Below are 23,713 nucleotides of genomic sequence, written 5' to 3'. Positions count from 1 at the left end.
TCAAGTATTTGACGCTTTCCATGATGACCATCATGAGCAATCCTAATGTATTGTTTTTATTGATGTTTTTAGCAATATAAAAATCAATGAAAGCACCTGTGTCATTTATGTAACACCGCAAAACGTCAATTAAACGTCTCGAACCTATGGTAGTGTCAAAAAAAGAGCGTGATAGCGGCCATGTGCCATACGCCTTTTAAAGAAGGTGAGTAACTCTCTCACCCAACACTCATCATGGACGAGGTCGTTCCCTTGGAAGTCAGCGTTTTTGGTACTGGCTATGTCGGTCTGGTGCAAGCAGTTGCCCTCGCCGATGTCGGGCATAACGTGGTCTGTGTCGATATCGACAGCCATAAGATTGCCCAGCTGCAACGTTCCATTCCTCCGATTCACGAGCCGGGTCTGGCGACCCTGATCGAAGAGAATCAAAAGGCCGGCCGACTGCATTTCACCACCCAGGCCAGCGATGCAGTGGGCCACGGCCAGGTGATTTTCATCGCGGTCGGCACTCCCTCCAACGAAGACGGCTCGGCGGACCTGGACCATGTCCTGGCGGTGGCCCGCAACATTGCCTGTCTGATGCACAGCGACAAGACCCTGGTGATCAAGTCCACCGTGCCGGTGGGTACGGCCGACCTGGTGATCGAGACTGTCGCCGAACAACTGGCGGACCTGGGCAAATCCCAGCTGCGAGTGCACGTGGCCTCCAACCCGGAGTTCCTCAAGGAGGGCTCGGCGGTGGCCGACTGCATGCGTCCGGACCGGATCGTCGTCGGCTGCTCCCACGAGCGGCCGCGCCAGCAGTTGAGCGAGCTGTATGCACCGTTCAACCACAACCATGACCGCCTGATGTTCATGGATAACCGCAGCGCCGAGCTGGTCAAGTACGCCGCCAACGCGATGCTCGCCACCCGTATCAGCTTCATGAACGAGATGGCCAACCTGGCGGAACGCCTGGGGGTGGACATCAACGCGGTGCGCAAGGGCATCGGCGCCGATCCGCGCATCGGCTACCACTTCATCTACCCCGGGGCCGGTTTCGGCGGCTCGTGCTTCCCCAAGGACCTGCGGGCGCTGATCCACACCGCAGAAAGCCACGGGCTGGAGCCGCATATGCTCAAGACCGTGCGCGACGTCAACGAACAGCAGCGCCATGTGCTGTTTCGCAAGCTCAAGGCGCACTTGGGGGACAACCTCAAGGGCAAGGTCATTGCGTTGTGGGGGCTGGCCTTCAAACCCAACACCGATGACATGCGCGAAGCCACCAGCCGCTACCTGATGGAAGCGCTGTGGCAGGCCGGAGCCAAGGTCCATGCCTACGACCCGGAAGCCATGACCGAATGCCGACGGCTGTACGGCTACCGCGACGACCTGCAGCTGTGCGCGACCCGCGACGACACCCTGCAAGGCGCTGACGCCCTGGTGATCTGCACCGAGTGGAAAGCCTTTCGCGTGGTGGACTTCAAGCTGCTGCACGACACCCTCAGCGATCGCCTGATCGTCGACGGCCGCAACCTGTACAACCCGCAACAGGCAGCGGACGCCGGCCTGCATTACCTGAGCATCGGCCTGCCCTACCGCGTCCCGGAGGCGTTGCGCGCATGAATATCCTGATCACCGGGGCCGCCGGCTTCATCGGCGCCCATACCGCACTGCGTTTGCTCAAGGATGGGCATCAGGTCACCGGACTGGATAATTTCAACGACTACTACGACCCCCAGCTCAAACGCGACCGGGTGCGCTGGGTCGAACAGCAAGCGGGGCACTTCCCCCTGCAACGCCTGGACCTGGCGGACAGCGAGGGCCTGGAGCGGCTGTTCGCCGAGATCCGGCCCCAGGTGGTGATCAACCTCGCCGCCCAGGCCGGGGTGCGCTACTCCCTGGAAAATCCCAAGGCCTACCTGGACAGCAACCTCTCAGGCTTCCTCAACCTGCTGGAAATGTGCCGACGCTACCCGGTGGAGCACCTGATCTACGCCTCTTCCAGCTCGGTGTACGGGGCCAACCAGCAAACGCCGTACAAGGTCAGCGACAACGTCGACCACCCGCTGTCGCTGTATGCGGCGAGCAAGAAAGCCAACGAACTGATGGCCCACAGTTACAGCCACCTGTTCGGGGTGCCGGCCACCGGCCTGCGCTTCTTCACCGTCTACGGTCCCTGGGGCCGGCCGGACATGTCGCCGATCCTGTTCGCCGATGCCATCAGCCAGGGCCGGCCGTTGAAGCTGTTCAACTACGGCCTGCACCAGCGCGACTTCACCTATGTCGACGACATCGTCGAGTCGCTGGTGCGCCTGCTGGGCAAGCCGCCGGTACGCGACCCGCTGTGGGACCGCGAGCAACCGGACCCGTCCACCAGCATGGCGCCCTGGCGTCTGTTCAATATCGGCGGCCAGCGCCCGGTGGAACTCAAGGAGTACGTGGCGACCCTGGAAAAACTCCTCGGGCGCCAGGCCCAGGTGGAGTACCTGCCTCTGCAGCCCGGTGACGTGCTCAACACCTGCGCCGACGTCAGCGCCCTGGAAAACCTCACCGGTTTCGGCCCCCAGGTGACCCTGGAGGAAGGCCTGAAGCATTTCGTCCAGTGGTACCTGAGCTACTACCCGGGCGGCGCGCCCTGAGCCCACGCCCCTGGGCGTTTTTACCCAACCATTTGCAATGGAAGTATTCCCGGTGGATATGGAAAGACCCTTCTCATCGCCTGCAATCGAGGTGCCGGCGCCTGCTCGCATCGACCGGCGCAACGATCCGTTCCGGCGCAAGGTCCAGGCCGCCATCGAGCTGCAACAGCACGGCTGGATCAGTGGCCGCGACGGCGGGCGGCCCTGGACCCTGTCGCGCAGCAAGCGCCTGACCTCGGCGCTGCTGGCGGCCACGCTGCTGGTGCTGCTGTCGCCGGTGCTGTTGACGATCGCATTGTTGATCAAGCTCACCAGCCCCGGGCCGGTGTTCTTCGTGCAGCTGCGCACCGGTTTTCGTGGTCGGCGCTTCGGCATGTACAAGTTCCGCACCATGGTGGTCAACGCCGAAGCCTTGAAGGACTCGGTGCGCCACCTGAACAAGCACGGCCCGGATTCGGTGGATTTCAAGATCGATCGCGACCCGCGGATCACCGGCATCGGTGGCTTCCTGCGGCGCACCAGCCTCGACGAGTTGCCGAACCTGATCAACGTGGTGCTCGGCCAGATGCGCATCGTCGGCCCGCGCCCCACCTCGTTTCACGCCCAGACCTACAAGGAACACCACCTCGGCCGCCTGAGCATCTACCCCGGGATCACCGGCCTGTGGCAAGTGTCCGGACGCAGCGACGTGGACTTCGACGGTCGGGTCACCCTCGACATGACCTACATCTTCCAGCAGAGCCCCTGGCTCGACCTGAAGATCCTGATCAAAACCCCTTTCAAGGTCCTCAATGGCCATGGAGCAAGTTGAAATGGCGTCAGCAACCTTTGCCAGTCTGAAGATCCAGCGTCCCAGCGAAAGCAACCTGGCGGTGACCGTGCTCGACAAAGAACTGCGGGTGATCCTGCTGACGGCGGCCAACCGCAACAGCGGCATCACCAGCAGCAGCTTGAGCATGGCCAGTGAACTGGCCCGAACCAGCCGCGGCCGGGTACTGCTGGTGGACACCAGCCTTTCGGACAACAGCCTGACCCGGCGCCTGAACCTTGGCGAGCGTCCGGGCTTTCTCGATCTGGCCCTGGCCGAAACCCCGCCGCTCCTGGCGGCGTGCATCGAAAGCAGCGATGAACTGGGCTTCGATTTGCTGCCCCTGGGCCGTCGCCAGCAATACGCCGAGCGCCTGACCCCGGAACTGCTGCAGGAACTGTTGCAGGAACTGGCCTCGGACTATCGCTTCGTGATCATCGACGGCGACCCGGTGTACAGCAGCGGCGACATCCTCACCCTGAGCACCCAGGTGGACGGTGTGGTGCTGGTGGTGCGCAGCGAGGAAACCCGCTGGGAAGTGGCCCAGGCTGCGGCGCAGCGCTTGATCCAGGCCGAGGCGAAGCTGATCGGCAGCGTGTTCAACGCCCGCAAGTACTACATGCCCAAGTGGGTTTATGACCGTCTCTGACCGGCACAAGGACCGTGTAACCATGAACAAGCCAAGACTTTCCCTGCTGGGCCTGTCGTTGCTGGCGGCCCTCGGCGGCTGCGTCAACCGCGAGCCGCAGCAGATGCCGGTGCAAATTCTCAGCGCCCCGGCCGATCAGGCCCAGCTCACCGAAGTCATGCCCATCGAACAGGTGCTGCGCCCGCAGGACGTGCTGGACGTGATCTTCCATATCGGCACCACCAGCCAGCAACGCTACCTCGTACAGCCCGGCGATCAGGTGGACGTGAGCTTCCTCACCGCCCCGGAACTGGGGGGCAGCAAGCTGGTCCTGCCCGACGGCAGCATCGACATGCCCTACGTGGGCAACATCCAGGTCGCCGGGCTGTCCGCCGAACAGGCGCGCCAGGCCCTGGAAACCCAGTACGCCAAGGTCCTGAAGAAGCCGCAGATCACCTTCTCGATCTCCCATGCCATGGCCCAGCTGGACAACCTGCGCACCAGCCTGACCAACCCGGCCACCGGCCTGAGCCGGGAGATCGTGGTGGGTTCCGATGGCCGCGCCAGCTTCCCGCTGTTGGGCAGCCTGTCCTTGCAGGGCAAGAGCCTGAGCGAGCTGCAGACCCTGATCAACCAGCGCTATGCCAAGGAAGTGGGACAGGTGAGCGTCGATGTGCTGCTCAAGACCACCGCCGCCAACGAAGTGTTCGTCATGGGCGAAGTGGGCCAGCCCGGGGCCTACCCGATCCGCCGGCCGATCTCGGTGCTCGAAGCCCTGACCCTGGCCAAGGGCGCCGGCCCCACCGCGCGCCTGGACTCGGTGGTGATCATGCGGCGCAAGGGCAATCAGGTCGAAGCCCGGGTCTATGACGCCGATGCAGCGCTGGATGGCAAGGCCCTGCAGTTCGCCTACCTGCAACCGGACGACATGCTCTACGTGCCCAAGACCCGCCTGGCCAAGGCCGGCGCCCTGAGCAAGCAGCTGGCGGACGTGATCATGTTCCAGGGTGTCGGGTTCAGCTTCGGCTACCGCGTCGACAACAAAGAAACGAACAACAACTGAGTTCCCTCTTGATGACCAAGATCGAAAACTACCTGCACGAGTTCCTGCTCGTGTTCTTTGTCAATCGACGCCTGATCAAGCGGGTGTTCCTGGGTTTCGCCCTGATTGCGCTGTTGCTGCCGCTGGTGCTCAAGCAGAGCTTCGAGATCACCGCCGAAGTCATTGTGCAGTCCAAGAAACTGTCCCAGACCGACGCCAATACCGTGCTCACCCCGGACAGCGACAAGTTCATCCCGCCATCCCTGGCGGACATGGAGACCGAGAGCAATATCCTGCGCTCGCCGACTCTGATCCGCGACACCATCGACCAGCTGCGCCGCGAAGGCCAGTTCGGTGGCAGCGAAGGCCTGCTGACCAGGCTGATCGTCAAGCCGATCCGCAACGGCCTGATCGATCCGCTGCGCAACCATGTGATCAACCCGGTGCGCGGCTTCTTCGGCCTGGCCGTGGACCCGGTGCGCGACACCAGCCTGGATGCCTTCACCGACCAGGCGGTCAAGGACCTGAAGATCGGCACCCTGCCCGGCTCCAACGTGATCTCCATCGTCTACGCCAGCCCCAATGCCGCCGAAGGCACGCGCTTCGTCGAGCGCCTGCTGGCCAACTACCTGAAGAGCCGCCAGGACCTGCAATCCAACGAACTGCCCGAAGCCTTCTACGAACAGAAGAAGGCCCAGTACCAGTCGCGCCTGGATGACCTGGAAGGCAAGCGTCAGGCCCTGCTGGAAGCCGCTCATGCCTCCGACCCCAAGGAAGAGATCACCTTCCGTCTCAATGCCATCAACACCGAGGAACAGTCCCTCAACGGCTACCGCGACCAGGCCCTGGAGAACCAGCGTCGCCTGGATTACCTGCAGAAGAACCTGAGCGCCGCACGCAAGGCCGGCATCACCGACTACACCTTCCCCTTCGCCTTCGCCAACACCGTGGACAACGTTGCTTACGAAGACCGCGAGATCAAGCAACTGGGCGAGCAACTGACCAATCTGGTCAGCCAGTACGGCACCACCGCCGACACCTATCGCTCCGACAGCGTGCCCATGCAGCAGCAGCGCGAGCAGATCGTGCGGGCCCGGGCGCAGTTCCTCAAGGTGGTGGAAAACCGTGTTCGCGAGCGCAGCAGTGACCTGCAGATCACCCAGTCGGTGATCGCGCAGAAAACCGCGCGGATCAACGACTACAAGGCCCGGGTTCGCGACCTGCAGGAAGTGCTGAGCAAGCTGCGCCAGCTGGACACCGAGATCGATGCCTTGCACAAAGCCTTCTTCACCTACACCCAGCGTTACGAAGAGAGCCGCGGCGAGCGCCTGATCAGTGGCGAGCTGTCCAACGCCCGGGTGCTCAGCCAGCCTTACGAACCCAGCGAAGCGGCCTTTCCCAAGCCGATGCTGATCATTCCCCTGGGCCTGCTCACCGGCCTGCTGCTGGCAATTGCCCTGGGGTATGTCTACGAGTTCTTCGATCACCGCTTCAAGCACCCGGCCCAGGTCAGCGATCACCTCGGCCTGCCGGTGCTGATGGTGCTCAACGCGGTTGAAGAGCAGCAGGTCAACCCCTATCCACGCTGGACCTGGCGCTGGGCCTGGTATTGGGCCAAACAGTGAACGACCTGAGCCTGGCTGCACAGCCTATCGTGCACCTGATCCACAGCGGCGGCTTCTATGGCGCCGAACGCATGCTGCTGGATCATTGCCGGATCACCCCGGGGCAGCACCGGGTGGTGTTCATCAATGCCCCGCAAGCCTTGCTGCAGCGGTTCATCGAGGCCGGCGTGCCGAGCCACAACTGCCACTGCCTGAAGGCGCTGCTGGCCCATCTGCGGCAGCAGCCCGGCCTACTCAACGCTCACAACTTCAAGGCCCAGGTGTTTGCCTGGGTCTGTGCCCGGCGTCTGCAACTGCCCCTGGTGGTGACCCAGCACGGCTTCACGCCGCGCAGCCTGAAACAGAAGCTCTACACCTGGATCAGCCTGCGCCTTTGCCGCAGCCCTCAGGTGCGCCGGGTGGCCTGTGTGGCCCAGAGCATTGCCCAGTTGCACCTGCAGGCCGGCGTGGCCGAAGACAAGCTGCGGGTCATTCCCAACGGCCTGCCGGAGCCCAGGCTGGTGCTGCCGGTCAATCAGGATGGGCCTCCGCTGCGGGAGGCCGAAGTTCGCCGCGACGAAATGGCGCCACTGGTGGGCTTCGTCGGACGCCTGAGTGCGGAAAAGGGCCCGGACCTGTTTCTCGACGCACTGATCAGCCTGTGCCGGCAGCGCCCTGCGCTCAAGGCGGTGTTGCTCGGTGACGGCGAACAGAACCAGGCCCTGCGCCAACGCATCGACGCCGCCGGGCTGTCGCTGCGCATTCTGTTGCCCGGTTACCAGCAAGACATGCAGCCCTGGCTCAAGCGCCTCAATGTACTGGTGCTCAGTTCGCGCACCGAAGGCACGCCGATGATCCTGCTGGAAGCCATGCAGGCCGGCACTCCGGTGGTGGCCTTTGCCGTGGGAGGCATTCCCGATGTCCTGCAACACCGGCAGAACGGCTTGCTGGCCAAGCCCCTGGACAGCGCCGACCTGGAACGGCGCATCGGCCAATTGCTGGATGACCCGGCCCTGGCCGAGGAGTTGGCCCAGGCCGCCCGCGTCACCCAGCGCAAGCACTATCACCTGCCCACCCTGGCACGAAGCTGGGATGAGCTGTATCGCCTGGCCAGGGAGAGCATCCCGGTATGATCGCCGCCCCTTTTCTCGGCCTCTTCCTGGGTCTTGCCAGCCTGCTGCTGCTTGCCAGCCCCTGGCCGTTTCTGGCGCCGCTGGTGGTGGTCGGGCTGGTGGGCCTGGCCCTGCTCTATCGCCGCCCGGGCTGGGGCCTGCTGGGCATCTGCGCCCTGGTGCCTTTCGAGGGCCTGTTCAAGGACAGCGCGTTCTCCGGGGCCAAGCTGCTGGGGGCCTCGCTGATCCTGATCATGCTGTTCAAGCTGCTGTTGCGGCAGATCCCCGACACCCGCCTGCGCAGCAACCTGTGGCGGGCCCTGGGACCATTCCTGCTGTGCCTGCTCCTAAGCCTGATGTACAGCGAGAACCTGATGGTGTCCCTAGACAGCCTGCGGGAACTGGCGGTGGGCCTGGTGCTGTTCTTCGTCACCTTGCTGATCGCCCGGGAAACCAACCTGCTGATGCTCTGCCGCCTGTTGGCGGTCAGCGTGGCCATCACCTGTGTGATCGCGCTGATCTCCGCCAAGTACCAGGTAGGTGGCCGGGCCATCGGCCTGCTGCAGGACGCCAACTACTTCGCCCTGCTGATCGCCATGGCGGTACCGCCGGCGATCCTCCTCGCCCTGCGCTCGCCCTACTGGCCAGTGCGGCTGTTCTGGGTCGGCATCAGTCTGACCCTGATGGCCGGGATGACCAAGACCGACTCGCGCTCCGGCCTGTTGGTGGTGCTGTTCACCCTGGTCATCGGCGCCTGGCACTACCGCGACCGGCTCAAGGGCCTGCGGCCCAAGCACCTGGGGTTCGCCATGTTCGCCGTGGCGATCGTCGTGCCCCTGGGCATCGCCGTGCTGCCGGCGGACTACGTGGCGCGGATTCAGTCCCTGAGCATGCTCAAGTCCGGCGCGCATTCGGCGGACACCTCCCTGGGCCGACGTACCTCCTACCTGGTGGTGGGCGGCCAGATGATCCGCGAGAACCCACTGCTGGGCTCGGGCCTGGGCACCTTCCCGATCCACTACGCGCAGACCGGCTTCGCCAGCAGCTTCTCGGAAAACATGAACGAGCCCGACCTGTTCCGCCGGGCCCACAACACCTACCTGGAGCTGTTCAGCGAACTGGGCATTCCCGGCGGCCTGAGCTTCGTGGTGCTGATGCTCATGGGCCTGCGCAACTTCGAGCGGGCACGCCAGGCGTTCCTCGCCCGGGGCGCCCGAGAGCAGGCGGATATCGCCACCCACCTGGGCCTGAGCCTGTTGGCCATGGCGGTGTTCCTGCTGTTTCTCAGCGCGCCGAACCACAAGTACCTGTGGATCTTCCTGGCCCTGTCCAGCGTGCTGCGGCTCGAGGCCGAAGCCGCGCCAGCGCCCGCCCCATAAATGCAAATCTGGCCAAGGGAGGCAAAGATGCAAAGGATCAGCGTGATCGTGCCCATGTACAACGAGGCGCGTCACATCACCCGGACCCTGGACAGCGTGATCCTCGCGGCCCGGGTTGCGGCCATCGACTACGAATTGATCGTGGTGGACAACGGTTCCACCGACCAGGGGCCGCAACGGGCCCGAGAGCTGGGGGCGCGGGTGTTGCTGTGCCCGGGCCTGGGCATCGGGGCCTTGCGCAATCGCGGCGCTGGCGTGGCCACCGGCGATTGCCTGGCGTTTCTCGACGCCGACATCGAGGTGCCCGGCAACTGGTTGCAACTCTGGCAACAGACCCTGGCGGATAACCGCGCCGAGGTCTTTGCCCTGGACTGTGCCGCCCCGGACTGCGCGCCCTGGTACGCCCGGGCCTGGCAGCGCCGCAGCCTCGCCGGCAGTCGGCAGGCGCGCCTGCTGCACTGGATGCCGACCCCCAACCTGTGCCTGAAACGGGTCTGGTTCGAGCGGGTCGGCGGCTTCGACGAGCACCTGCGCACCGGCGAAGACAAGGACTTCGGTCTGCGTCTGCACGCTGCCGGCGCCCGCCAGTTGAGCCTGTCTGAGCCCCAGGTGCTGCATTGGGGCTTCGAAGGCAGTTGGGGCGAATGGGCCGGCAAGGAGCGCTGGCGCCAGGGCAGCCATCTGCAGTTGCTCCAGCGGGGTGGCCTCAACCTGCGTCTGTTGCGCTTTCCCCTGCTGTGCCTGGCCTGCGCCTTGCTGAGCCTGCTGGCGTTGTTCGGCCTGCTGCTGGGCCAGCCGGGCGGCGCCGCGCTGTGCCTGCTGCTGGGTTCCCTAGCGCCTCTGGTCCTGGCCTTGCGCCAGGGCTTGCGCCAGCGCGATCCGCTGTTTGTCCTGCAACTCTGGCTGCTGCACTGGGTGCGCCTGCACCTGGGCGCCGTGGCCCTGGTTCAGGGTCTGTTCAACCGTTCTGTCGTGAGACCTGACCGTGGCTAAAACAATTTTCTGGCTGTGCCTGTTACTGCCCTTCTATGCCTGGATCGGTTATCCCGTACTGCTGGCCCTGCTCAGCCTGTTCGTGCGGCCGCGTCCGCTGCAAGCGGGCGAGCCGCTGTCGGTCAGCGTGATCATCGCCGCCCACAACGAAGGCCCGCACATCGAGCACAAGCTGCGCACCTTGCTGCAACAGGACTACCCGGCCACGGACCTGCAGATCATCCTCGCCAGCGACGGCTCCAGCGACGACACCGTGGCCACCGCCCTGGCGGTGCGTGACTCGCGGGTGCTGGTCCTGGACCTGCCGCGGGTGGGCAAGGCCGGAGCCCTGAACGCCGCGGTGGAACTGGCACGCAACGACATCCTGGTGTTCACCGACGCCGACAACCAATGGTCCGGCGACACCCTGGGCAAGCTCCTGGCGCCCCTGGCCGATCCACAGGTCGGCGCCTGCGGCGGGCACATGATCATCCCCAACCCGGGGCACAACCTGAGCCTGGGCGACAGCCTGTACCGGCACTACGAAGCCTGGTTGCGCCAGGCCGAGAACCGCACCGGCTGCATGGTCTCCGCCGACGGCGCGCTGCTGGCCCTGCGCCGGGAGCTGTTCCAGCGGATTCCTGCCGAGGTCAACGATGACTTTTTCATCAGCACCTGCGCCCCGGTGGCGGGCAAACGCATCGTCTATGTGGAGGAGGCCCAGGTCCTGGATCAGGGCGTGGACGAAGCCGGCAAGCAGTATCGGCGGCGCCTGCGGGTCACGGTCGGCGGCCTGCAGAGTCTGGCTCAGCGCCGCGAGCTGATGAACCCCTTGCGCCACGGTGCCTACGCCATTGCCCTGATCAGCCACAAGCTGATCCGCCGCCTGGCCCCGGTGCTGTTGCTGCCGTTGCTGCTGTGCAATCTGTGGCTGTGGAACGCCGGCGCCTTCTACAGTCTCGGCCTGGTTGCCCAACTGCTGGGGTACGGTGCCGGCGTGCTGGGGCTGCTGGACAGTCGCGGGCGCCTGCCCAAGGTATTTCGTCTCGCCGGCTTCGTGCTGGTGACCCTGGCCGGCATGAGCATGGGCCTCTGGCAATTTCTCCGCGGGCAGCGCTACGCCCTGTGGAACCCACAACAGAACCGCTGACATGGCCATCAAACAATCCTTCAAGCGCCTGCTGGGCAGCGCCTATCTGCACAGCCTCGGCCGTGTCCGCCTGAGCGAAGCCGGAGTGGTGCTGATGCTGCACCGGGTGCTGGCGGATTCCGCGGCCGCCAGCCTGCCCCATCGAGCGCCGCTGTGTATCGGCCAGGAGCATTTCCAACACCTGCTGCGCTGGCTGCGCCGGCACTTCGACTGCGTGCCCTTGCAGCACCTGCTGGAGTTCCCCGGTGGCGACCGGCCCCGGGTGGCCCTGACCTTCGACGATGGCTGGCGCGACAACGCCGAAGTCGCCTATCCCCTGCTGGAGCGCTACGAGATGCCGGCGAGCATCTTCCTGTCCACGGACTTCATCGGCAGTCGCCAGGGCTTCTGGTGGGAGTCCATCGGCGAAACCCTGTGGCAACAGGTCGACAGCGCCGCAGCCCAACCGCTATTGGCACAGTTGCGGGCCTTGGCGCTGGCACCGCCACCGGAGCTGTTGCAGCCCGGGACCGGTCACGCTCGCAGCCGCGCCCTCGGGGGCTATCTGCAACACCTCAAAGGCCTGTCGCCCCAGACCCTGCAAGCCCTGGCCGACAGTTGCCCCGACGACACCGCGCCCCACAGCCTGGACTGGGCCCAGGTCCAGCGCCTGGAGCGCTCGGCACTGGTGCGCTTTGGACCCCATGGCGCCAGCCACGGCATTCTCACCCGGCTCGACGGCGCCGCGTTGCGGGCCGATCTGCAACGCTCTCACCACGCGTTGCAGGAACACTGTGAGGCGCCGCTGGGGGTCTATTGCTACCCCAACGGCGATCACAATCCCGAGGTCCGCGCCGCGGTGGCCGAACTGGGTTATCGCTATGCCCTGGGTACCCGTCCGGGCCTGATCGAGGCCGATGGCAATCCGCACCTGGCCCTGCCGCGCATCGATGTCAGCCACGCCAGCGCCGGCCGCCCCGGGCTGCTGGCCTGGCGCCTGCTCCAGGGAGCCCGGGCATGAAGCGCGGCAGCTACCTCTGGCACTTGGCCCTGAGCATGGGCACCCGACTGGCGATGATCGGCCTGCGCCTGCTGCGCAACGTCTTGCTGGCGCGTCTCCTGGGCCCGGCCGATCGCGGCCTGTTCGCCCTGCTCAGCACCCTGCCGGACCTGATTGCGGCCCTGACCAGCGGCGGCCTCAACACCGCCGTCGGCTATGAGGCCGCGCGCCAGCGGCCCATGGGCCTGCTGCTGACCCAAGTGCTGGTCTATGGCTGCCTGCTGGCAAGCCTGCTGACCCTGGCGGGCCTGACCCTGATGAACACCCTGGGCAGCCAGTGGGACCTGAGTCTGCAACTGGGGGACCTGGCCTGGCTGTTACTGCTGGCGGTGCCGATCACCGTACTCAAGAGCGGCCTGTTGACCCTGCACAACGCCGACGGCCGGGTCGAGGCCTTCAATGCCTTGCGCCTGCTGGAATCCCTGGTGCCGCTGCTGCTGTTCGTCGGCCTGTGGTGGATCTGGCGCGACCAGCCGCTGTCGGCGGCGCTGGTCAGTTGGCTGGGGGGCACCCTGCTGGTGGTGATAGTGGGCTGGTGCTGGATGCGGCGCTGGCATGACCTGCGCCTGCGCTGGCAGGCCGGGGAGCAACGCCAACTGCTGCGTTATAGCGCCCAGAGCCATCCCGGGGTGCTGTCCCAGCAATTGATGCTGCGCTCGGACTACCTGTTCATCGGCGCCCTGCTGGACCCGGCCGCCCTGGGCTGGTACGCCATGGCCAGCGCCGCCGCCGAACTGCTGCTGATCATCCCGGAAGCGGTGACCACCCCCTTGATGAAACGCCTGCTGCAACAGGGCTCCGGCATCGAGCAACTGACCGCCCTGGCCCTGCGCCTGACCGCCACGGTGATGCTGGGGGCCTGCCTGGGCATGGCGCTGATCGGCCAATGGCTGATCGTCACCCTGTTCGGCGCCGCCTACGCCCCGGCCTACGGCGCTCTGCTGGCCCTGCTGCCGGGCCTGTTCGGCCTGTGCTACGCCAGCATCCTGCGCCTGGACCTGCTGGGTAAACAGCGCCCCGGCAGCCTGTCACTGCTGCTGGCTGGGGGCGCACTGCTGAACCTGATCCTCAATGCCGTATTGATTGGGCCACTGGGCATAGTCGGTGCAGGCCTGGCCTCGTCGATTGCCTACCTGGCGGTGAGCCTGGTGATGCTCGGCCTGTACTGCCACCTCAGCGGCGTGGCCTGGTATCGCACCCTGATCCTGCTGCCTGGAGACATTGTCTACGTGCGCCATTTGCTGCGCCCTAAGGAAACGGCCTGATGAAACCCTGTTCCCTGCTCGCCCTGATGCTGATCGCGGCGGCCTCATCCCTGCACGCAGCCCCCATGCAATGGGGGGATATCCGCGACGGCAGCCTGTATCTGCAAGCCGATAGCGCCGACACCCTGCAACTGCGCTGGAGCCCGGCCTGGCAAAGCGACGCCAACCAGGAGCAGTTGTACCTGCTGCAACCGAACGGGCAGTTGCTGCAACAGCTGGAGATCCGCGCCGACCAGCCTTACGGCCAGCGGGAGATCCAACTGCCCGCCGCCCGCGGCGACTATCGCCTGCAGGTGCCGGGCTACAGCTTTCGCAACTTCAAGGTCGGCCATGACAGCTCGACCCTGGCCCAGTTCGAGCCGGCCAAGGTGCATTTCAGTGCCGATGTGCCCAGCGGCGTCGAGCTGTACTTTCACGTGGCCGCTGGCGAGCAGGCGCTGCTGGCGGGCAAATACTACGGCGGCGTCAGCGTGCTGCAAGCCACGCGCCTGGGCGACGGCCAGCAGGTGCGCCTGAAGCTGGTGGAGCACGCGCAATACGGGCAGTTCGACCAGGCCGCCCTGCCGGTGGCCCAGCAGGACGAAGTCTGGCGCCTGTCCCTGGGCGGCTCCGGCAAGGTGGCGTTCTGGCTCGATGGCACCGCCAACCTGTTCGCCCAGGACCTGCGCCAGCTGCACCCGCTGCAATGGACCCCGGCCCGGGTCGAGATGCGCCTCAAGCCTGAAGTGCGAGGCCCCAGCCCGCACCTGGGGATCGCCCTGCCCTATGCCGAGCCACCGTCGTCAACCTTCGAACTGCTACGAGCCCTGGGCCCACGGGCCGCCAACTTCTACAGCTTCGTCGATGTGATCAAGCAAGAACCCCAGCGGGAAATCACCTTTCGCCGGCTGTACCGCGAACACTTCAAGATCGACCGCGACATCACCTTGCTGGCCGGCACCGGGCGCCGGGCAGTGCTGGACGCCGACAGCACCAGCTTCGCCGGACTCGACGCCTGGCTGGCGGACAGCGTGCAGTTGGGCAGCCAGGGTCTGCATTACCTGGCCTTTGCCGACGAACCCAACCTCAACTACCCCAGCTACGCGGTGTTTGCCGACTATTTTGCGCGGATGCTGGAGCACACCAAGGCCAACCCCGATGCCCGCGCAGCCGGGGTGCGCATCGCCATGCCGGTGAGTTCGCGGCTGCTGGACGGCCCCTTCCGCATCGGCGCCGGACAACGTCGGGGCATCGACTGGGCGCGGCAATTGCTGGCCGAACACGGTGCCGACATCGATGCGCTGGCCTGGCACGAATGGATGGTCCGCGACCTGCTGGCCACCCGTCGCTATCGCACCAGCGTGCGTGCCGCCGCCGATCTGGTGGGGCTCGATGAGCAGGGCCGGCCACGCAAGGCGCTGTTGCTGAGCCAGACCAACATCTCCAGCGGCCCGGACCTGAGCCCCTATCAGCAGGACACGCACTACGCCGCCCTGTGGTGGGCCTCGGTGGTGATCAACGCCTCCCAGGATGGTCTGCTGGACATGCTCAACTGGTTCCAGGCCGCCGACGAACCCGAATACCCCAAGGGCATGCTGTCCCAGCAGGATGCCCAGCGCTTCAGCCTGAAGCCGGTGGCCGTGGCTCAGCAGTTCATCCAGCAGCATTGGCTGGGTGAGGTCCAGGCCCTGGACAACTCCTCCTTTGAAGTGGATGCCCTGGCCCTGCGGGACGGTCAGCGCCACAGCCTGCTGGGGGTGGCCAAGACGCCCCGTACTCAAGACGTCGAGCTGGGCGACGCCAGCGCCCTCTGCCAATCGAACCCCACCCTCGAACTGCTGGGCCCCGAAGGCCGCAGCCGTCACACCACGCTGCACTGCAGCGATGGCCGGGCCAGCTTCCAACTGCCCGGTGAAACCTTGTTTGCCTTGACCTGGAAAACCCTATGAGTCGCTTGACCGGCCTGTTGGCCAAAATCCGCCGCAAGGGCCTGCGGGGCAGCCTGCGGGTCTTTTCTGAACGCTTCTTCTATTACCACTGGGAGCTGCTGACCCTGGAACGCTCACTGAGCTTGCCGGTGCCCTGCCCCATCAACCCCGGCCGCTGGCCCCAGGTGCGCATCACCCGGGAGCTGCTGCCGGCCTTCGACAAGTACTTCAAGGCCCAGCTGCCGGCCATTCGCGGCCTGCTGGACAAGGGCAACCGCGGCAGCGCGCACCTGGACCCGGACGGCAACGTGATGATGATGGTCTGGGTCAGTGAGCGCGATTACTACGACGATCAGCTGTACCGCTGCTGGATGCGCATGCCGCCGGGCTGCCTGTACCAGTTTGCCGGTGAATGCGCGCCGCCGTTTCGCGGCTCGGGGGTGGTGATCCTGGCGCAGAAGATGCTCTGGGACGAGTACCGCGAGCGGGGCTTCAAAGCCACCCGGGCCCTGGTCAATGTGCGCAACGAGCCGGCGCTGAAGATGCACATGCGCCTGGGTTTCCAGGAAGTCGGCGAATCCCTGCACGTCTATTGCCTGTTGCGCTGCCTGCATTTCCACCGACGTCGCCCCTATCACCAGACGCGCCTGCATCACCTGCGCCGGGGCCGCCTGGCCGAATCAGCGGTCCCGGCCACTCAAACAGACAAGGAGCGGATGTGAAGCTGCGTTGGCAATGGTGCACCAGCCTGAGTGCCCAGGACTTCCCCGTGGAGGCTTATGAACAGCTGCGACAAACAGTCGAACAGGCCACGCCGTTCAATCGTTTGAGCTGGCTGCGGGGCGCCGAACAGGCACTGCAGAATCAGCAGTTGCAGATTCTGCTGGGCTGGCAGGAACAGCGCCTGCTGCTGTGCCTGCCACTGATCCGCGGCCGCGAGCCCAGGGCCGGGCTGAACCTGCAGGTGGTGCGCCACCTGGGCCATCCCTTGAGCGACCGCCTGGCGCTGCTGGTGGACGCACAAGCACAAGGCGCCATGCCCGAAGTCCTGCGGGAAATCCGCAGACAACTGCCCCATGACCTGCTGCAACTCCATGAACTGGTGGATGCCGCCCCCCTGCTGGCGTCCTGGCGCCGGGCAAGCGGGTACAGCGATCAGTCCCTGAGCTGCCGCGCGCCAGAACACCTGATCGTCCCCAGCGACCAGGAGGAAGCCAGCGGCACCCTGCGTTACGAGCTGCGCCGGGCCAAAAAGCGCTGTGCGGAGATTGACGCCCGGGTGATCCGTGTGACGCCCCAGGCCGACGGTATCGATGCGGTATTGGACATGCTCCGCGAGGTGGAACAGGCCAGTTGGAAAGGCGCCGACGGCCTGGGGATCTTCTCGGGAGCACAACGCCAACAATGGATGCACACGGCGTTGCACGGCCTGGCTGCCGAGGGTTGTGTGCGGGTGGTGATGCTGGAACACCAGGGCCGCTGCATCAGCTATCGCCTGGGCCTGCTGGAACGGGGTCGCCTGTATGACTACAACATCGCCTTCCTCACCGACTACGCCAACCTGGGCAGTGGCCGCCTGCTGCTGGACGAATGGATTCGCTGGGGCCTGGAGGAAGGCTGGCAGTGGGTGGATGCCTCCCGGGTCAGCCTCAGCCGCTCCAGCCATCAGTTGCATGAACGCATGAGCGGCGTGGTGGAGCACCAGCGCTGGAGCTTCTACTCCTGGCGCCCTCGGGGCCTGCTGGCCGGTATGGCCGAGCGCCTCTGGCAGCAGCTCAAACCTCGTCTCAAGGCCTGGCGCGAACGCCGCCAGGCCACCACCGCACAAGGGGCTCGCCCATGAAACAAACCCTGGCTGTCACCCGACCGCACCGGGTCATCGTCAACGCCGACGACTTCGGCCTCGACCTGGACTACAACCAACTGACCCTGCGTGCCTTCAAGCGCGGGGTGATCAGTTCCGCCACCCTGATGGCCAACATGCCGGCCTTTGAGGATGCCTGCCGCCTCACCCACGAGCACGCGCTGCTGGGACGCATAGGCCTGCATTTCAACCTCACCTACGGTGCGCCCCTGAGTCAGGGCATCCGCAGCGAAGCGCTGTTCTGCAATGCCCAGGGGCAGTTCGACCTGAACCTGCCGCGCTCCGTCCTGCACCTGCCGTCGGCAGCCGCCGATGCCGTCTGGCAAGAGCTGGCGGCGCAATGGCAGCGCTGTGTCGACCAGGGCCTGCGGCCCAGTCACATCGACTCCCACCAGCACGTGCACAATCTGTGGCCGGTGGCGGCCATCGTTGCCCGCTTCGCCGCCCGCCAAGGAGTGCCTGTGCGCCTGGCGCGCAATGTCGGCGGCAATATCGGCCCCCTCAAGCGCCTGTTCAAAAGTGCATTGAACCGACGCATTGGCTGGCTCACCGGACGCCGGGTGAACGCGGTGTGCACGCCCAAGGATCTGCTGGACGGCTTTCTCCCCACGGGGGTGGTCGAAGTGGTGGCTCACCCGACGCAGCTGGACGACGGAGATTTTGGCGACGATTACCTGCCCCCGGGACAATCCCTGGAGCAACTGTTGAACCGCACCTTGCCCAGCCATCAGCGGATTGCCTACAGCGAGCTGTGAAATCCGCTATCGGCAGGAGGGGGTTGTTCAGAAAATTGATTAGCTCCCTACTTAATTTAATCAGCCGTTAATCCTGTGGCTCAACAGTGTTCTTGACCGCGCCGGATCAGAGCTTTCTGAAGCGCTGCGCGGTAAGTTCTGTACTCGATCAGGTACAGAACTGACGTTCAGTCTGTTTTGGAGAACCCTCATGAACCTGCGTACCGGATTGACCGCCGCCCTATTGCTCAGTGCCCTCAGCGGCCTGGCCCAGGCGGACAGCAGCAGCGCCGTGCCCTACCACTATGGAATGCCGCTGCACGTGGCCAAGGTGATTTCCATGAGCGAGCCTGATACCCAGGATTGCAAGGTGATCACGGCGGATATGAAGTACATCGACCAGGCCGGCAAGCCCGAGGAAATCACCTACAGCAAGCTGTCGGATGCCTGCAGCAACCAGAACTGAATCCACCTGCAGTCCAGGCCCGCTACTCGTTAACCGATTAGGCGGGCCCTGTTCTTTGGGCAAATTCGAAAGATTTTTTTACAAAATCTATCGATCAGCTCTTAACGATAGATTAATCCTCAATATCGACTCTGTTCCGGACAGCACTGGCCCGGAATGCTTCTGGCGCTTCGTGCAGCAGGTTCGGCGACCACGCTGAACCGTCTTTATCTGTAGCGGAGATACCACCATGAATAACCGTATCAAGTGGGTCCTGGGCACTCTGGCTGTATGGGGTTTTGCCGGCCTGGCCCAGGCATCGGACGCCCCGAACGTCGAAACCGTGCCCTACCAGTACGGCATGCGCCTGGACATCGCCAAGGTCGTGTCGATGACTGAGCCCCACACCACTCAATGCCAGGTAGTGACCGCGCACATGCGTTACATCGACAAGTCCGGGGAGTTGGCGGAAATTTCCTACCAGAAACATGCCCATGCCTGCATGTACGAGAACTGAAGCAGCACGCTGGGTCAGGGCTGTGCCAGACAGGATCGGTATTGCCAACGTTCCCGGCTTAATGCGCTTTGCGTTTGAGCTCGGACAGTTGACTTGGGGAATGGGCCAGGTCGTAGCGCAACTCGGCGATCAGCTCGTTGATTTCACGGCAGCCATTGAGCAGGGAAGCATCAATGCCGCTGACCACCAGATCGACGCGGTCGGTTTGATGGTCACCGAACACCTTGACCGTCATCGACAGATCGGGACTCAAGGTGCATTGGCAGCGTTTGGGCAGAAAACTGCTTTCAATGATGTTGCGCAGTTCCAGGGCAGATAAAAACATGGCGACTCTCTCCTTTTATTCGAGACGGCCAATCAATGGGCACACAGCTTTGACTTCCGTGTTCGTCTACGCTCCCGGCTCAGTCTTGGTTGTCCTTGCAGACGGGGCCAAGTTACAGACTAAGCCGCTTTTCGGGCGCCGCTAAATTCGATTTCGCTCTGAGCTCCGGGCTTTTTCGCCTGAAGGGCGCAAAGCTCTCAGAGCAATCGGTCGATCCAGCCTTTGGAACGCAGGCCTCCCGTCTCAAGGCTCGGCCGATTTCGCGGGCGCAGTTGGAAGGAGCAGGAAACGTGCCCACGCCGCACTCCGTGACAGGGTCGTCAAATCAGCCACTTGCTCGGTGCCGTGATGGCCGCAGCCATGCAAAGTGCAATAGAGGCACTGATTCGCCTTGCAAAATGCCCTGTCATGCAACCGGATTGCATGGGTGCTTTGACGCCCTTCGAAATGCCTCGGCGAGGCTTTTCCTTTGCTTGCATCCAGACGGATGGCGGTTCTGCTCCTGGGGCAAGACCTGCAATCTAGAGCCAGCCCGCGAGGCATGACCTGCCCCTCTCACCGGAGTACCGCCTTGATTACCTGTCACGTCAGATATGTCATCGATCCCTACCAGTTGCCTGAGTTTGAAACTTATTCCAAGGCCTGGATTGCCGTGGTCAGGCGTTTGGGCGGCACCCACCACGGTTACTTCCTGCCGTCCGAAGGCGCCAGCAACATTGCCTATTGCCTGTTCAGCTTCCCGTCCCTGGCCGATTACGAAGCCTATCGCCAGAGCGCCCTGAGCGACGCCGAGAGCGTGGCCCTGGTGGCATCGGTGATGGAGAAGAAATTCATCCTCAGTTACGAACGCAGTTTCCTGCGCCCTCTCCTGTCCTGATCCTCAATCCGTCGTAGGAGCCGGCTTGCCGACGAGCAAACCCTCAAGCCTTGCATCGCCTCAGCCGACGCTTTCGCTGGCAAGCCAGCTCCTACAGCAGCCGGATACACCGCGCAGTTCCCCGTAGGAGCCGGCTTGCCGGCGAAGAGGCGCGCAAGACATGCATCGCCCCGGTCGACGCTTGCTACAAGGGGGCGCTGTGCACGGCTGCGCGTTCGGCTACGTGCCGCAGGCTGTCGAAGTTGATGTTGGCGCCCGAGTCGATGGCCACCAGGGTTTGGCCCCTGGCTCCGCTCCGGGCCACATACTCCTTGATCCCAGCCACCGCCAGGGCGCCAGAAGGTTCGGTGATGGAACGGGTGTCGTCGTAGATGTCCTTGATCGCGGCGCACAGTTGGTCATTGCTGACGCTGATCACCTGATCCACGTGATGCCGGCAGATCTGGAAGCCATGCTCGCCAATCTGCGCCACCGCAACACCGTCGGCAAAGGTCCCGACTTGGGGCAAGACCACCCGCTCCCCCGCCGCGAGCGCCTGTTGCAGACAATTGGAGTGCTCGGATTCGACGCCAACGATGCGGATCTCCGGCCGCAGGTATTTGACGTAGGCAGCAATCCCGGCGATCAGTCCGCCCCCGCCCACGGGGACGAAGATGGCATCCAGCGCGCCCTGTTGCTGACGCAGGATCTCCATGGCCACGGTGCCTTGGCCGGCAATCACGTGGGGATCATCGAAAGGTGAAACAAAGGTGCCCCCAGTGCGCTGCGCCAGGTCCAGGGCATGGGCCAGGGCAAAGGGAAAACTCTCGCCATGGAGAATCGCCTCGGCGCCACGGCTGCGTACGCCCAGCACCTTGAGTTCTGGAGTACTGGCGGGCATGACGATACGGGCCTTGATCCCCAGCTCCCGCGCCGCCAGGGCCACGCCCTGGGCGTGATTGCCGGCGGACGCGGTGACCACCCCTCGCTGCCGTTGCTCAGCGCTGAGCTGGGCCAGACGGTTGTAGGCGCCGCGGATCTTGAAGGAAAAGGTCGGCTGCAGGTCTTCGCGCTTGAGCAGGATCTGGTTGCCCAGCCGTTGCGACAGCGCCGGTGCCGCCTGCAGCGGCGTGCAGATCGCCAGGTCGTAGACCGGCGCCGCAAGAATCATCTTCACATAGCGTTCCAGCAGGGCCATGTCGGCGCTGGGCTGGGGCGTGCTGGCAAGACGGCTGGGGCAATGCATGATGGATCTCCTGGCTATGTTCGGAGCCCGGGAGACGGAAAGAAAAAACCCGCCTCGAGGGCGGGTTGGGTGCAGTCGTCAGCAAGCCCGCCAATAAGGAATGGCGGTAATAATGCTTGGCTGGGAGCGAAGGGTTTGCAAAGTCATGGACGGAAACTAGCGAATTCGCCGGCAAGCCGCAAGCCACCAGCAGTGAATTTCTCCCTTGTCCCCAGGGCGTGCCGCTTGAGTCGCTTTATACGAAACATATATGATTCGTATATTCCCTCAAGAGAGACCCTATCAACATGGGTATCGTCAAAATCTCCGATGAGCTGCACGAGCAGATCCGCGTCGCCAGTGCCGCCATGGACCGCTCGATCAATGCCCAGGCTGAATTCTGGATCAAGATCGGCCTCTTGGCCGAGCTCAATCCACACCTGGCCTACAACGACCTGATCAACAAACTGCTGCTGAACAAACCCGACCTGCTCAGGGGGCGCCCATGACCCAAGCCCTGATCAAGACCCCGGAACAACTGGCGCTGATGCGCGAATCCGGGCGCCTGCTGGCCCAGGTGTTCACCTTTCTCGACGGTTTTGTCGCCTCGGGCCTGTCCACCCTGGAGCTGGACAGCGCGGTGGAACACTTCATCCGCCATGAGCTCAAGGCGCGCCCGGCGAGCAAGGGCCAGTACAACTACCCCTACTGCATCAACACCTCGATCAACGAGGTGGTGTGCCACGGCATGCCTCACCCCAAGGCGGTGCTCAAGGACGGGGACATCGTCAACATCGACATCACCCTGGAGAAGAACGGCTACATCGCCGACGCCAGCAAGATGTACCTGATCGGCCAGGTCGGTCCCAAGGCTCAGCGCCTGGTGAACACCACCTTCGAGGCCATGTGGGCGGCAATCGAAGTGGTGCGCCCGGGGGCGCGCCTCGGCGATATCGGCCATGCCATCCAGTCTCACGCCGAAGCCAGGGGCTACAGCGTGGTCCGCGAATACTGCGGCCACGGCATTGGCCGGCAGATGCACGAAGAACCGCAGGTCCTGCACTTCGGCCGCCCAGGCACCGGCCTGGAACTGCGCGAAGGCATGGTCTTCACCATCGAACCCATGCTCAACCAGGGCAGTGCCCGGGTCCGCGGGCTCAAGGACGGCTGGACCGTGGTCACCCGCGACAATGGCCTTTCCGCCCAGTGGGAACACACGGTGGCGGTGACTCGTGACGGCTTCGAAGTGCTGACCCTGCAAGCGCAATAAGGCTCATATGACCTTGTCGCCATGGCCGGTGAGCCTTCGCAGCCCCAGGGACATGGCCCCGGCGGCCAGCAACATGGCCAGCAGCAACAGCGCGTAGGCGATCCACCACGGCGTGCCCGCAGTCATCATGCTGAACTCGGACATGCCACCGATGCTGGCGATCAGGTTCAGCGGCAAGAACACCACGTTGATCAGGGTCAGCTTGCGCAGCAACTGGTTGGTGCTGTTGTTCATCAGGTTGCCCCGGGCATCCATCAGCCCGGCGAACACCGTGGAGTAGATCTCCGCCTGCTTGTAGCACTGGTTGTTCTCGATGATCAGGTCGTCGATCAGGCCGATGGCCTGGCTGCCGAACTGCTCCTTCTCGGCGTGGTTGCGCAGGCGGGTCAGCAGCGCGCCGTTGCTGTGCAAGGCATTGAGGTAATAGATCAGGCTCTCGCTGAGATTGAACATCTGCATCAGGTGGCGGTTTTCCATCGAGCTGTTGAACTTGTGCTGCAGCTCCCGGGCCACCAGCTTGATCACCTTGAGATGGCCCAGATAGTGATGGATGTTGTTGAACAGCAGGTCCAGCAGCACATCCAGCGGCGTGTGCAGGTTGTGCCGCGCCCCCAGCCCCTGGAGCGGCGTATCGTCGGGGGCGATCACCAGCAGCCGGTCTGGCGAAAACAGCAGGCCGCAGGACGACACCTCGAAGGACAGGCTGCCGCCGCCGGAATAGTTTTCCGGGCGCTTCCAGATCAGGAACAGGTAATCGGGATGAAACTCGATGCGCGACACCTCGTCAGGGTCCAGCGCCGAAGCCAGGGCGTGCTCATCGAGCTTGAAGGCACTGTGCAGCAAGTCGCGCTCCGCCAGGTCCGGGTTGCTGAACAGCATGACCTGGGCATCCAGTTCAGGGACGGCTTGCAGGCCGCCATGGGCCAGTCGATAGCTGTGGATCATCGCCG

The 23,713-nt window shown here is 64.2% G+C and carries 23 protein-coding genes and 1 pseudogene; 21 read left to right on the top strand and 3 right to left on the bottom strand.

Going from position 1 to position 23,713, the window contains the following annotated elements; all coding sequences use genetic code 11:
* The first annotated feature begins 252 nt into the window (after positions 1-252).
* From FW796_RS29505 to FW796_RS29420, 18 genes are all read left to right on the top strand, one after another.
* A complete protein-coding gene (locus FW796_RS29505) occupies positions 253-1,605 on the top strand; it encodes a UDP-glucose dehydrogenase family protein (protein WP_346634412.1) in 1,353 nt (450 codons plus the stop codon).
* A complete protein-coding gene (locus FW796_RS29500; RefSeq protein ID WP_404936893.1) occupies positions 1,602-2,621 on the top strand; it encodes an NAD-dependent epimerase in 1,020 nt (339 codons plus the stop codon). The genes FW796_RS29505 and FW796_RS29500 overlap by 4 nt, the downstream gene beginning before the upstream one ends.
* A gap of 58 nt (positions 2,622-2,679) precedes the next feature.
* Positions 2,680-3,432 (top strand): sugar transferase, encoded by a 753-nt coding sequence (locus FW796_RS29495; protein WP_404940022.1) that lies wholly within the window; start codon positions 2,680-2,682, stop codon positions 3,430-3,432.
* A gap of 1 nt (position 3,433) precedes the next feature.
* Positions 3,434-4,078, top strand: a complete 645-nt coding sequence (locus tag FW796_RS29490) for a CpsD/CapB family tyrosine-protein kinase (protein WP_446440522.1) — start codon at positions 3,434-3,436, stop codon at positions 4,076-4,078.
* A 22-nt stretch (positions 4,079-4,100) separates the two neighbouring features.
* Entirely contained in the window at positions 4,101-5,120 is a 1,020-nt protein-coding gene (locus FW796_RS29485; RefSeq protein ID WP_346634409.1) for a polysaccharide biosynthesis/export family protein, read from the top strand.
* Between the two features lie 11 nt (positions 5,121-5,131).
* Positions 5,132-6,724, top strand: a complete 1,593-nt coding sequence (locus tag FW796_RS29480) for a GumC family protein (RefSeq protein WP_346634408.1) — start codon at positions 5,132-5,134, stop codon at positions 6,722-6,724.
* Positions 6,709-7,836 (top strand): glycosyltransferase family 4 protein, encoded by a 1,128-nt coding sequence (locus FW796_RS29475; protein WP_346634407.1) that lies wholly within the window; start codon positions 6,709-6,711, stop codon positions 7,834-7,836. Before FW796_RS29480 ends, FW796_RS29475 begins: the two co-directional genes overlap by 16 nt.
* A complete protein-coding gene (locus FW796_RS29470) occupies positions 7,833-9,194 on the top strand; it encodes an O-antigen ligase family protein (RefSeq protein WP_346634406.1) in 1,362 nt (453 codons plus the stop codon). The genes FW796_RS29475 and FW796_RS29470 overlap by 4 nt, the downstream gene beginning before the upstream one ends.
* Positions 9,195-9,221: 27 nt before the next feature.
* A complete protein-coding gene (locus FW796_RS29465; RefSeq protein ID WP_346634405.1) occupies positions 9,222-10,187 on the top strand; it encodes a glycosyltransferase in 966 nt (321 codons plus the stop codon).
* Positions 10,180-11,316: a glycosyltransferase gene (locus FW796_RS29460; RefSeq protein WP_446440521.1), complete on the top strand. Its 1,137-nt coding sequence runs from the start codon at positions 10,180-10,182 to the stop codon at positions 11,314-11,316. The genes FW796_RS29465 and FW796_RS29460 overlap by 8 nt, the downstream gene beginning before the upstream one ends.
* A gap of 1 nt (position 11,317) precedes the next feature.
* Positions 11,318-12,316 carry a polysaccharide deacetylase family protein gene (locus FW796_RS29455; RefSeq protein WP_346634403.1) on the top strand — a complete coding sequence of 333 codons (999 nt, stop codon included), beginning with the start codon at positions 11,318-11,320 and terminating at the stop codon, positions 12,314-12,316.
* The gene (locus FW796_RS29450; protein ID WP_346634402.1) at positions 12,313-13,620 is read left to right on the top strand and encodes an oligosaccharide flippase family protein; all 1,308 of its coding nucleotides are present in this window, start codon (positions 12,313-12,315) and stop codon (positions 13,618-13,620) included. The genes FW796_RS29455 and FW796_RS29450 overlap by 4 nt, the downstream gene beginning before the upstream one ends.
* Positions 13,620-15,548 carry a hypothetical protein gene (locus FW796_RS29445; protein WP_404936897.1) on the top strand — a complete coding sequence of 643 codons (1,929 nt, stop codon included), beginning with the start codon at positions 13,620-13,622 and terminating at the stop codon, positions 15,546-15,548. Before FW796_RS29450 ends, FW796_RS29445 begins: the two co-directional genes overlap by 1 nt.
* Positions 15,545-16,249, top strand: coding sequence for an N-acetyltransferase (locus tag FW796_RS29440; protein ID WP_346634400.1), 705 nt, complete (start codon positions 15,545-15,547; stop codon positions 16,247-16,249). The genes FW796_RS29445 and FW796_RS29440 overlap by 4 nt, the downstream gene beginning before the upstream one ends.
* Entirely contained in the window at positions 16,246-17,370 is a 1,125-nt protein-coding gene (locus tag FW796_RS29435) for a GNAT family N-acetyltransferase (protein WP_446440520.1), read from the top strand. The genes FW796_RS29440 and FW796_RS29435 overlap by 4 nt, the downstream gene beginning before the upstream one ends.
* On the top strand, positions 17,367-18,146 hold the full coding sequence (locus FW796_RS29430; RefSeq protein WP_346634398.1) for a ChbG/HpnK family deacetylase: 780 nt from the start codon (positions 17,367-17,369) through the stop codon (positions 18,144-18,146). The genes FW796_RS29435 and FW796_RS29430 overlap by 4 nt, the downstream gene beginning before the upstream one ends.
* A 190-nt stretch (positions 18,147-18,336) precedes the next feature.
* Positions 18,337-18,591 (top strand): DUF2790 domain-containing protein, encoded by a 255-nt coding sequence (locus FW796_RS29425; RefSeq protein ID WP_123725230.1) that lies wholly within the window; start codon positions 18,337-18,339, stop codon positions 18,589-18,591.
* Between the two features lie 229 nt (positions 18,592-18,820).
* Complete coding sequence (locus FW796_RS29420) at positions 18,821-19,087, top strand: DUF2790 domain-containing protein (RefSeq protein WP_404936900.1); 267 nt, start codon at positions 18,821-18,823, stop codon at positions 19,085-19,087.
* A 58-nt stretch (positions 19,088-19,145) separates the two neighbouring features.
* Here FW796_RS29420 and FW796_RS29415 read toward each other — a convergent pair whose 3' ends face one another.
* Positions 19,146-19,412 carry a DUF1652 domain-containing protein gene (locus tag FW796_RS29415; RefSeq protein WP_346634395.1) on the bottom strand — a complete coding sequence of 89 codons (267 nt, stop codon included), beginning with the start codon at positions 19,410-19,412 and terminating at the stop codon, positions 19,146-19,148.
* Positions 19,413-19,983: 571 nt separating this feature from the next.
* Between FW796_RS29415 and FW796_RS29410 the strand changes: the two genes are divergently transcribed.
* Positions 19,984-20,289: an NIPSNAP family protein gene (locus FW796_RS29410; protein ID WP_346634394.1), complete on the top strand. Its 306-nt coding sequence runs from the start codon at positions 19,984-19,986 to the stop codon at positions 20,287-20,289.
* 208 nt (positions 20,290-20,497) lie between these two features.
* Here the strand turns inward: FW796_RS29410 and ilvA are convergent.
* Positions 20,498-21,514 (bottom strand): annotated as a pseudogene (gene ilvA / locus FW796_RS29405) (threonine ammonia-lyase, biosynthetic); the annotation flags it as partial.
* Between the two features lie 287 nt (positions 21,515-21,801).
* On the opposite strand from ilvA, the gene FW796_RS29400 reads away from it, so the two are divergent.
* Both FW796_RS29400 and map read left to right on the top strand, forming a co-directional pair.
* Positions 21,802-22,002, top strand: a complete 201-nt coding sequence (locus tag FW796_RS29400; protein WP_123725234.1) for a ParD-like family protein — start codon at positions 21,802-21,804, stop codon at positions 22,000-22,002.
* A complete protein-coding gene (gene map, locus FW796_RS29395; protein WP_346634393.1) occupies positions 21,999-22,763 on the top strand; it encodes a type I methionyl aminopeptidase in 765 nt (254 codons plus the stop codon). Before FW796_RS29400 ends, map begins: the two co-directional genes overlap by 4 nt.
* A 3-nt stretch (positions 22,764-22,766) precedes the next feature.
* On the opposite strand, the gene FW796_RS29390 is transcribed toward map, so the two are convergent.
* Entirely contained in the window at positions 22,767-23,708 is a 942-nt protein-coding gene (locus FW796_RS29390; RefSeq protein WP_346634392.1) for a magnesium transporter CorA family protein, read from the bottom strand.
* Positions 23,709-23,713 lie beyond the last annotated feature (5 nt).

The sequence above is a fragment of the Pseudomonas sp. 910_21 genome (genome assembly GCF_052850735.1).
This window is presented reverse-complemented; position numbering and strand designations above follow the sequence as displayed.

Coding starts and splice junctions, on each gene's coding strand:
- FW796_RS29500 (WP_404936893.1), top strand. CDS start 1,602: ATGAATATCCTGATCACCGGGGCCGCCGGCTTCATCGGCGCCCATACC.
- FW796_RS29495 (WP_404940022.1), top strand. CDS start 2,680: ATGGAAAGACCCTTCTCATCGCCTGCAATCGAGGTGCCGGCGCCTGCT.
- FW796_RS29490 (WP_446440522.1), top strand. CDS start 3,434: ATGGCGTCAGCAACCTTTGCCAGTCTGAAGATCCAGCGTCCCAGCGAA.
- FW796_RS29485 (WP_346634409.1), top strand. CDS start 4,101: ATGAACAAGCCAAGACTTTCCCTGCTGGGCCTGTCGTTGCTGGCGGCC.
- FW796_RS29480 (WP_346634408.1), top strand. CDS start 5,132: ATGACCAAGATCGAAAACTACCTGCACGAGTTCCTGCTCGTGTTCTTT.
- FW796_RS29470 (WP_346634406.1), top strand. CDS start 7,833: ATGATCGCCGCCCCTTTTCTCGGCCTCTTCCTGGGTCTTGCCAGCCTG.
- FW796_RS29465 (WP_346634405.1), top strand. CDS start 9,222: ATGCAAAGGATCAGCGTGATCGTGCCCATGTACAACGAGGCGCGTCAC.
- FW796_RS29455 (WP_346634403.1), top strand. CDS start 11,318: ATGGCCATCAAACAATCCTTCAAGCGCCTGCTGGGCAGCGCCTATCTG.
- FW796_RS29450 (WP_346634402.1), top strand. CDS start 12,313: ATGAAGCGCGGCAGCTACCTCTGGCACTTGGCCCTGAGCATGGGCACC.
- FW796_RS29445 (WP_404936897.1), top strand. CDS start 13,620: ATGAAACCCTGTTCCCTGCTCGCCCTGATGCTGATCGCGGCGGCCTCA.
- FW796_RS29440 (WP_346634400.1), top strand. CDS start 15,545: ATGAGTCGCTTGACCGGCCTGTTGGCCAAAATCCGCCGCAAGGGCCTG.
- FW796_RS29430 (WP_346634398.1), top strand. CDS start 17,367: ATGAAACAAACCCTGGCTGTCACCCGACCGCACCGGGTCATCGTCAAC.
- FW796_RS29425 (WP_123725230.1), top strand. CDS start 18,337: ATGAACCTGCGTACCGGATTGACCGCCGCCCTATTGCTCAGTGCCCTC.
- FW796_RS29420 (WP_404936900.1), top strand. CDS start 18,821: ATGAATAACCGTATCAAGTGGGTCCTGGGCACTCTGGCTGTATGGGGT.
- FW796_RS29415 (WP_346634395.1), bottom strand. CDS start 19,412: ATGTTTTTATCTGCCCTGGAACTGCGCAACATCATTGAAAGCAGTTTT.
- FW796_RS29400 (WP_123725234.1), top strand. CDS start 21,802: ATGGGTATCGTCAAAATCTCCGATGAGCTGCACGAGCAGATCCGCGTC.
- map (WP_346634393.1), top strand. CDS start 21,999: ATGACCCAAGCCCTGATCAAGACCCCGGAACAACTGGCGCTGATGCGC.
- FW796_RS29390 (WP_346634392.1), bottom strand. CDS start 23,708: ATGATCCACAGCTATCGACTGGCCCATGGCGGCCTGCAAGCCGTCCCT.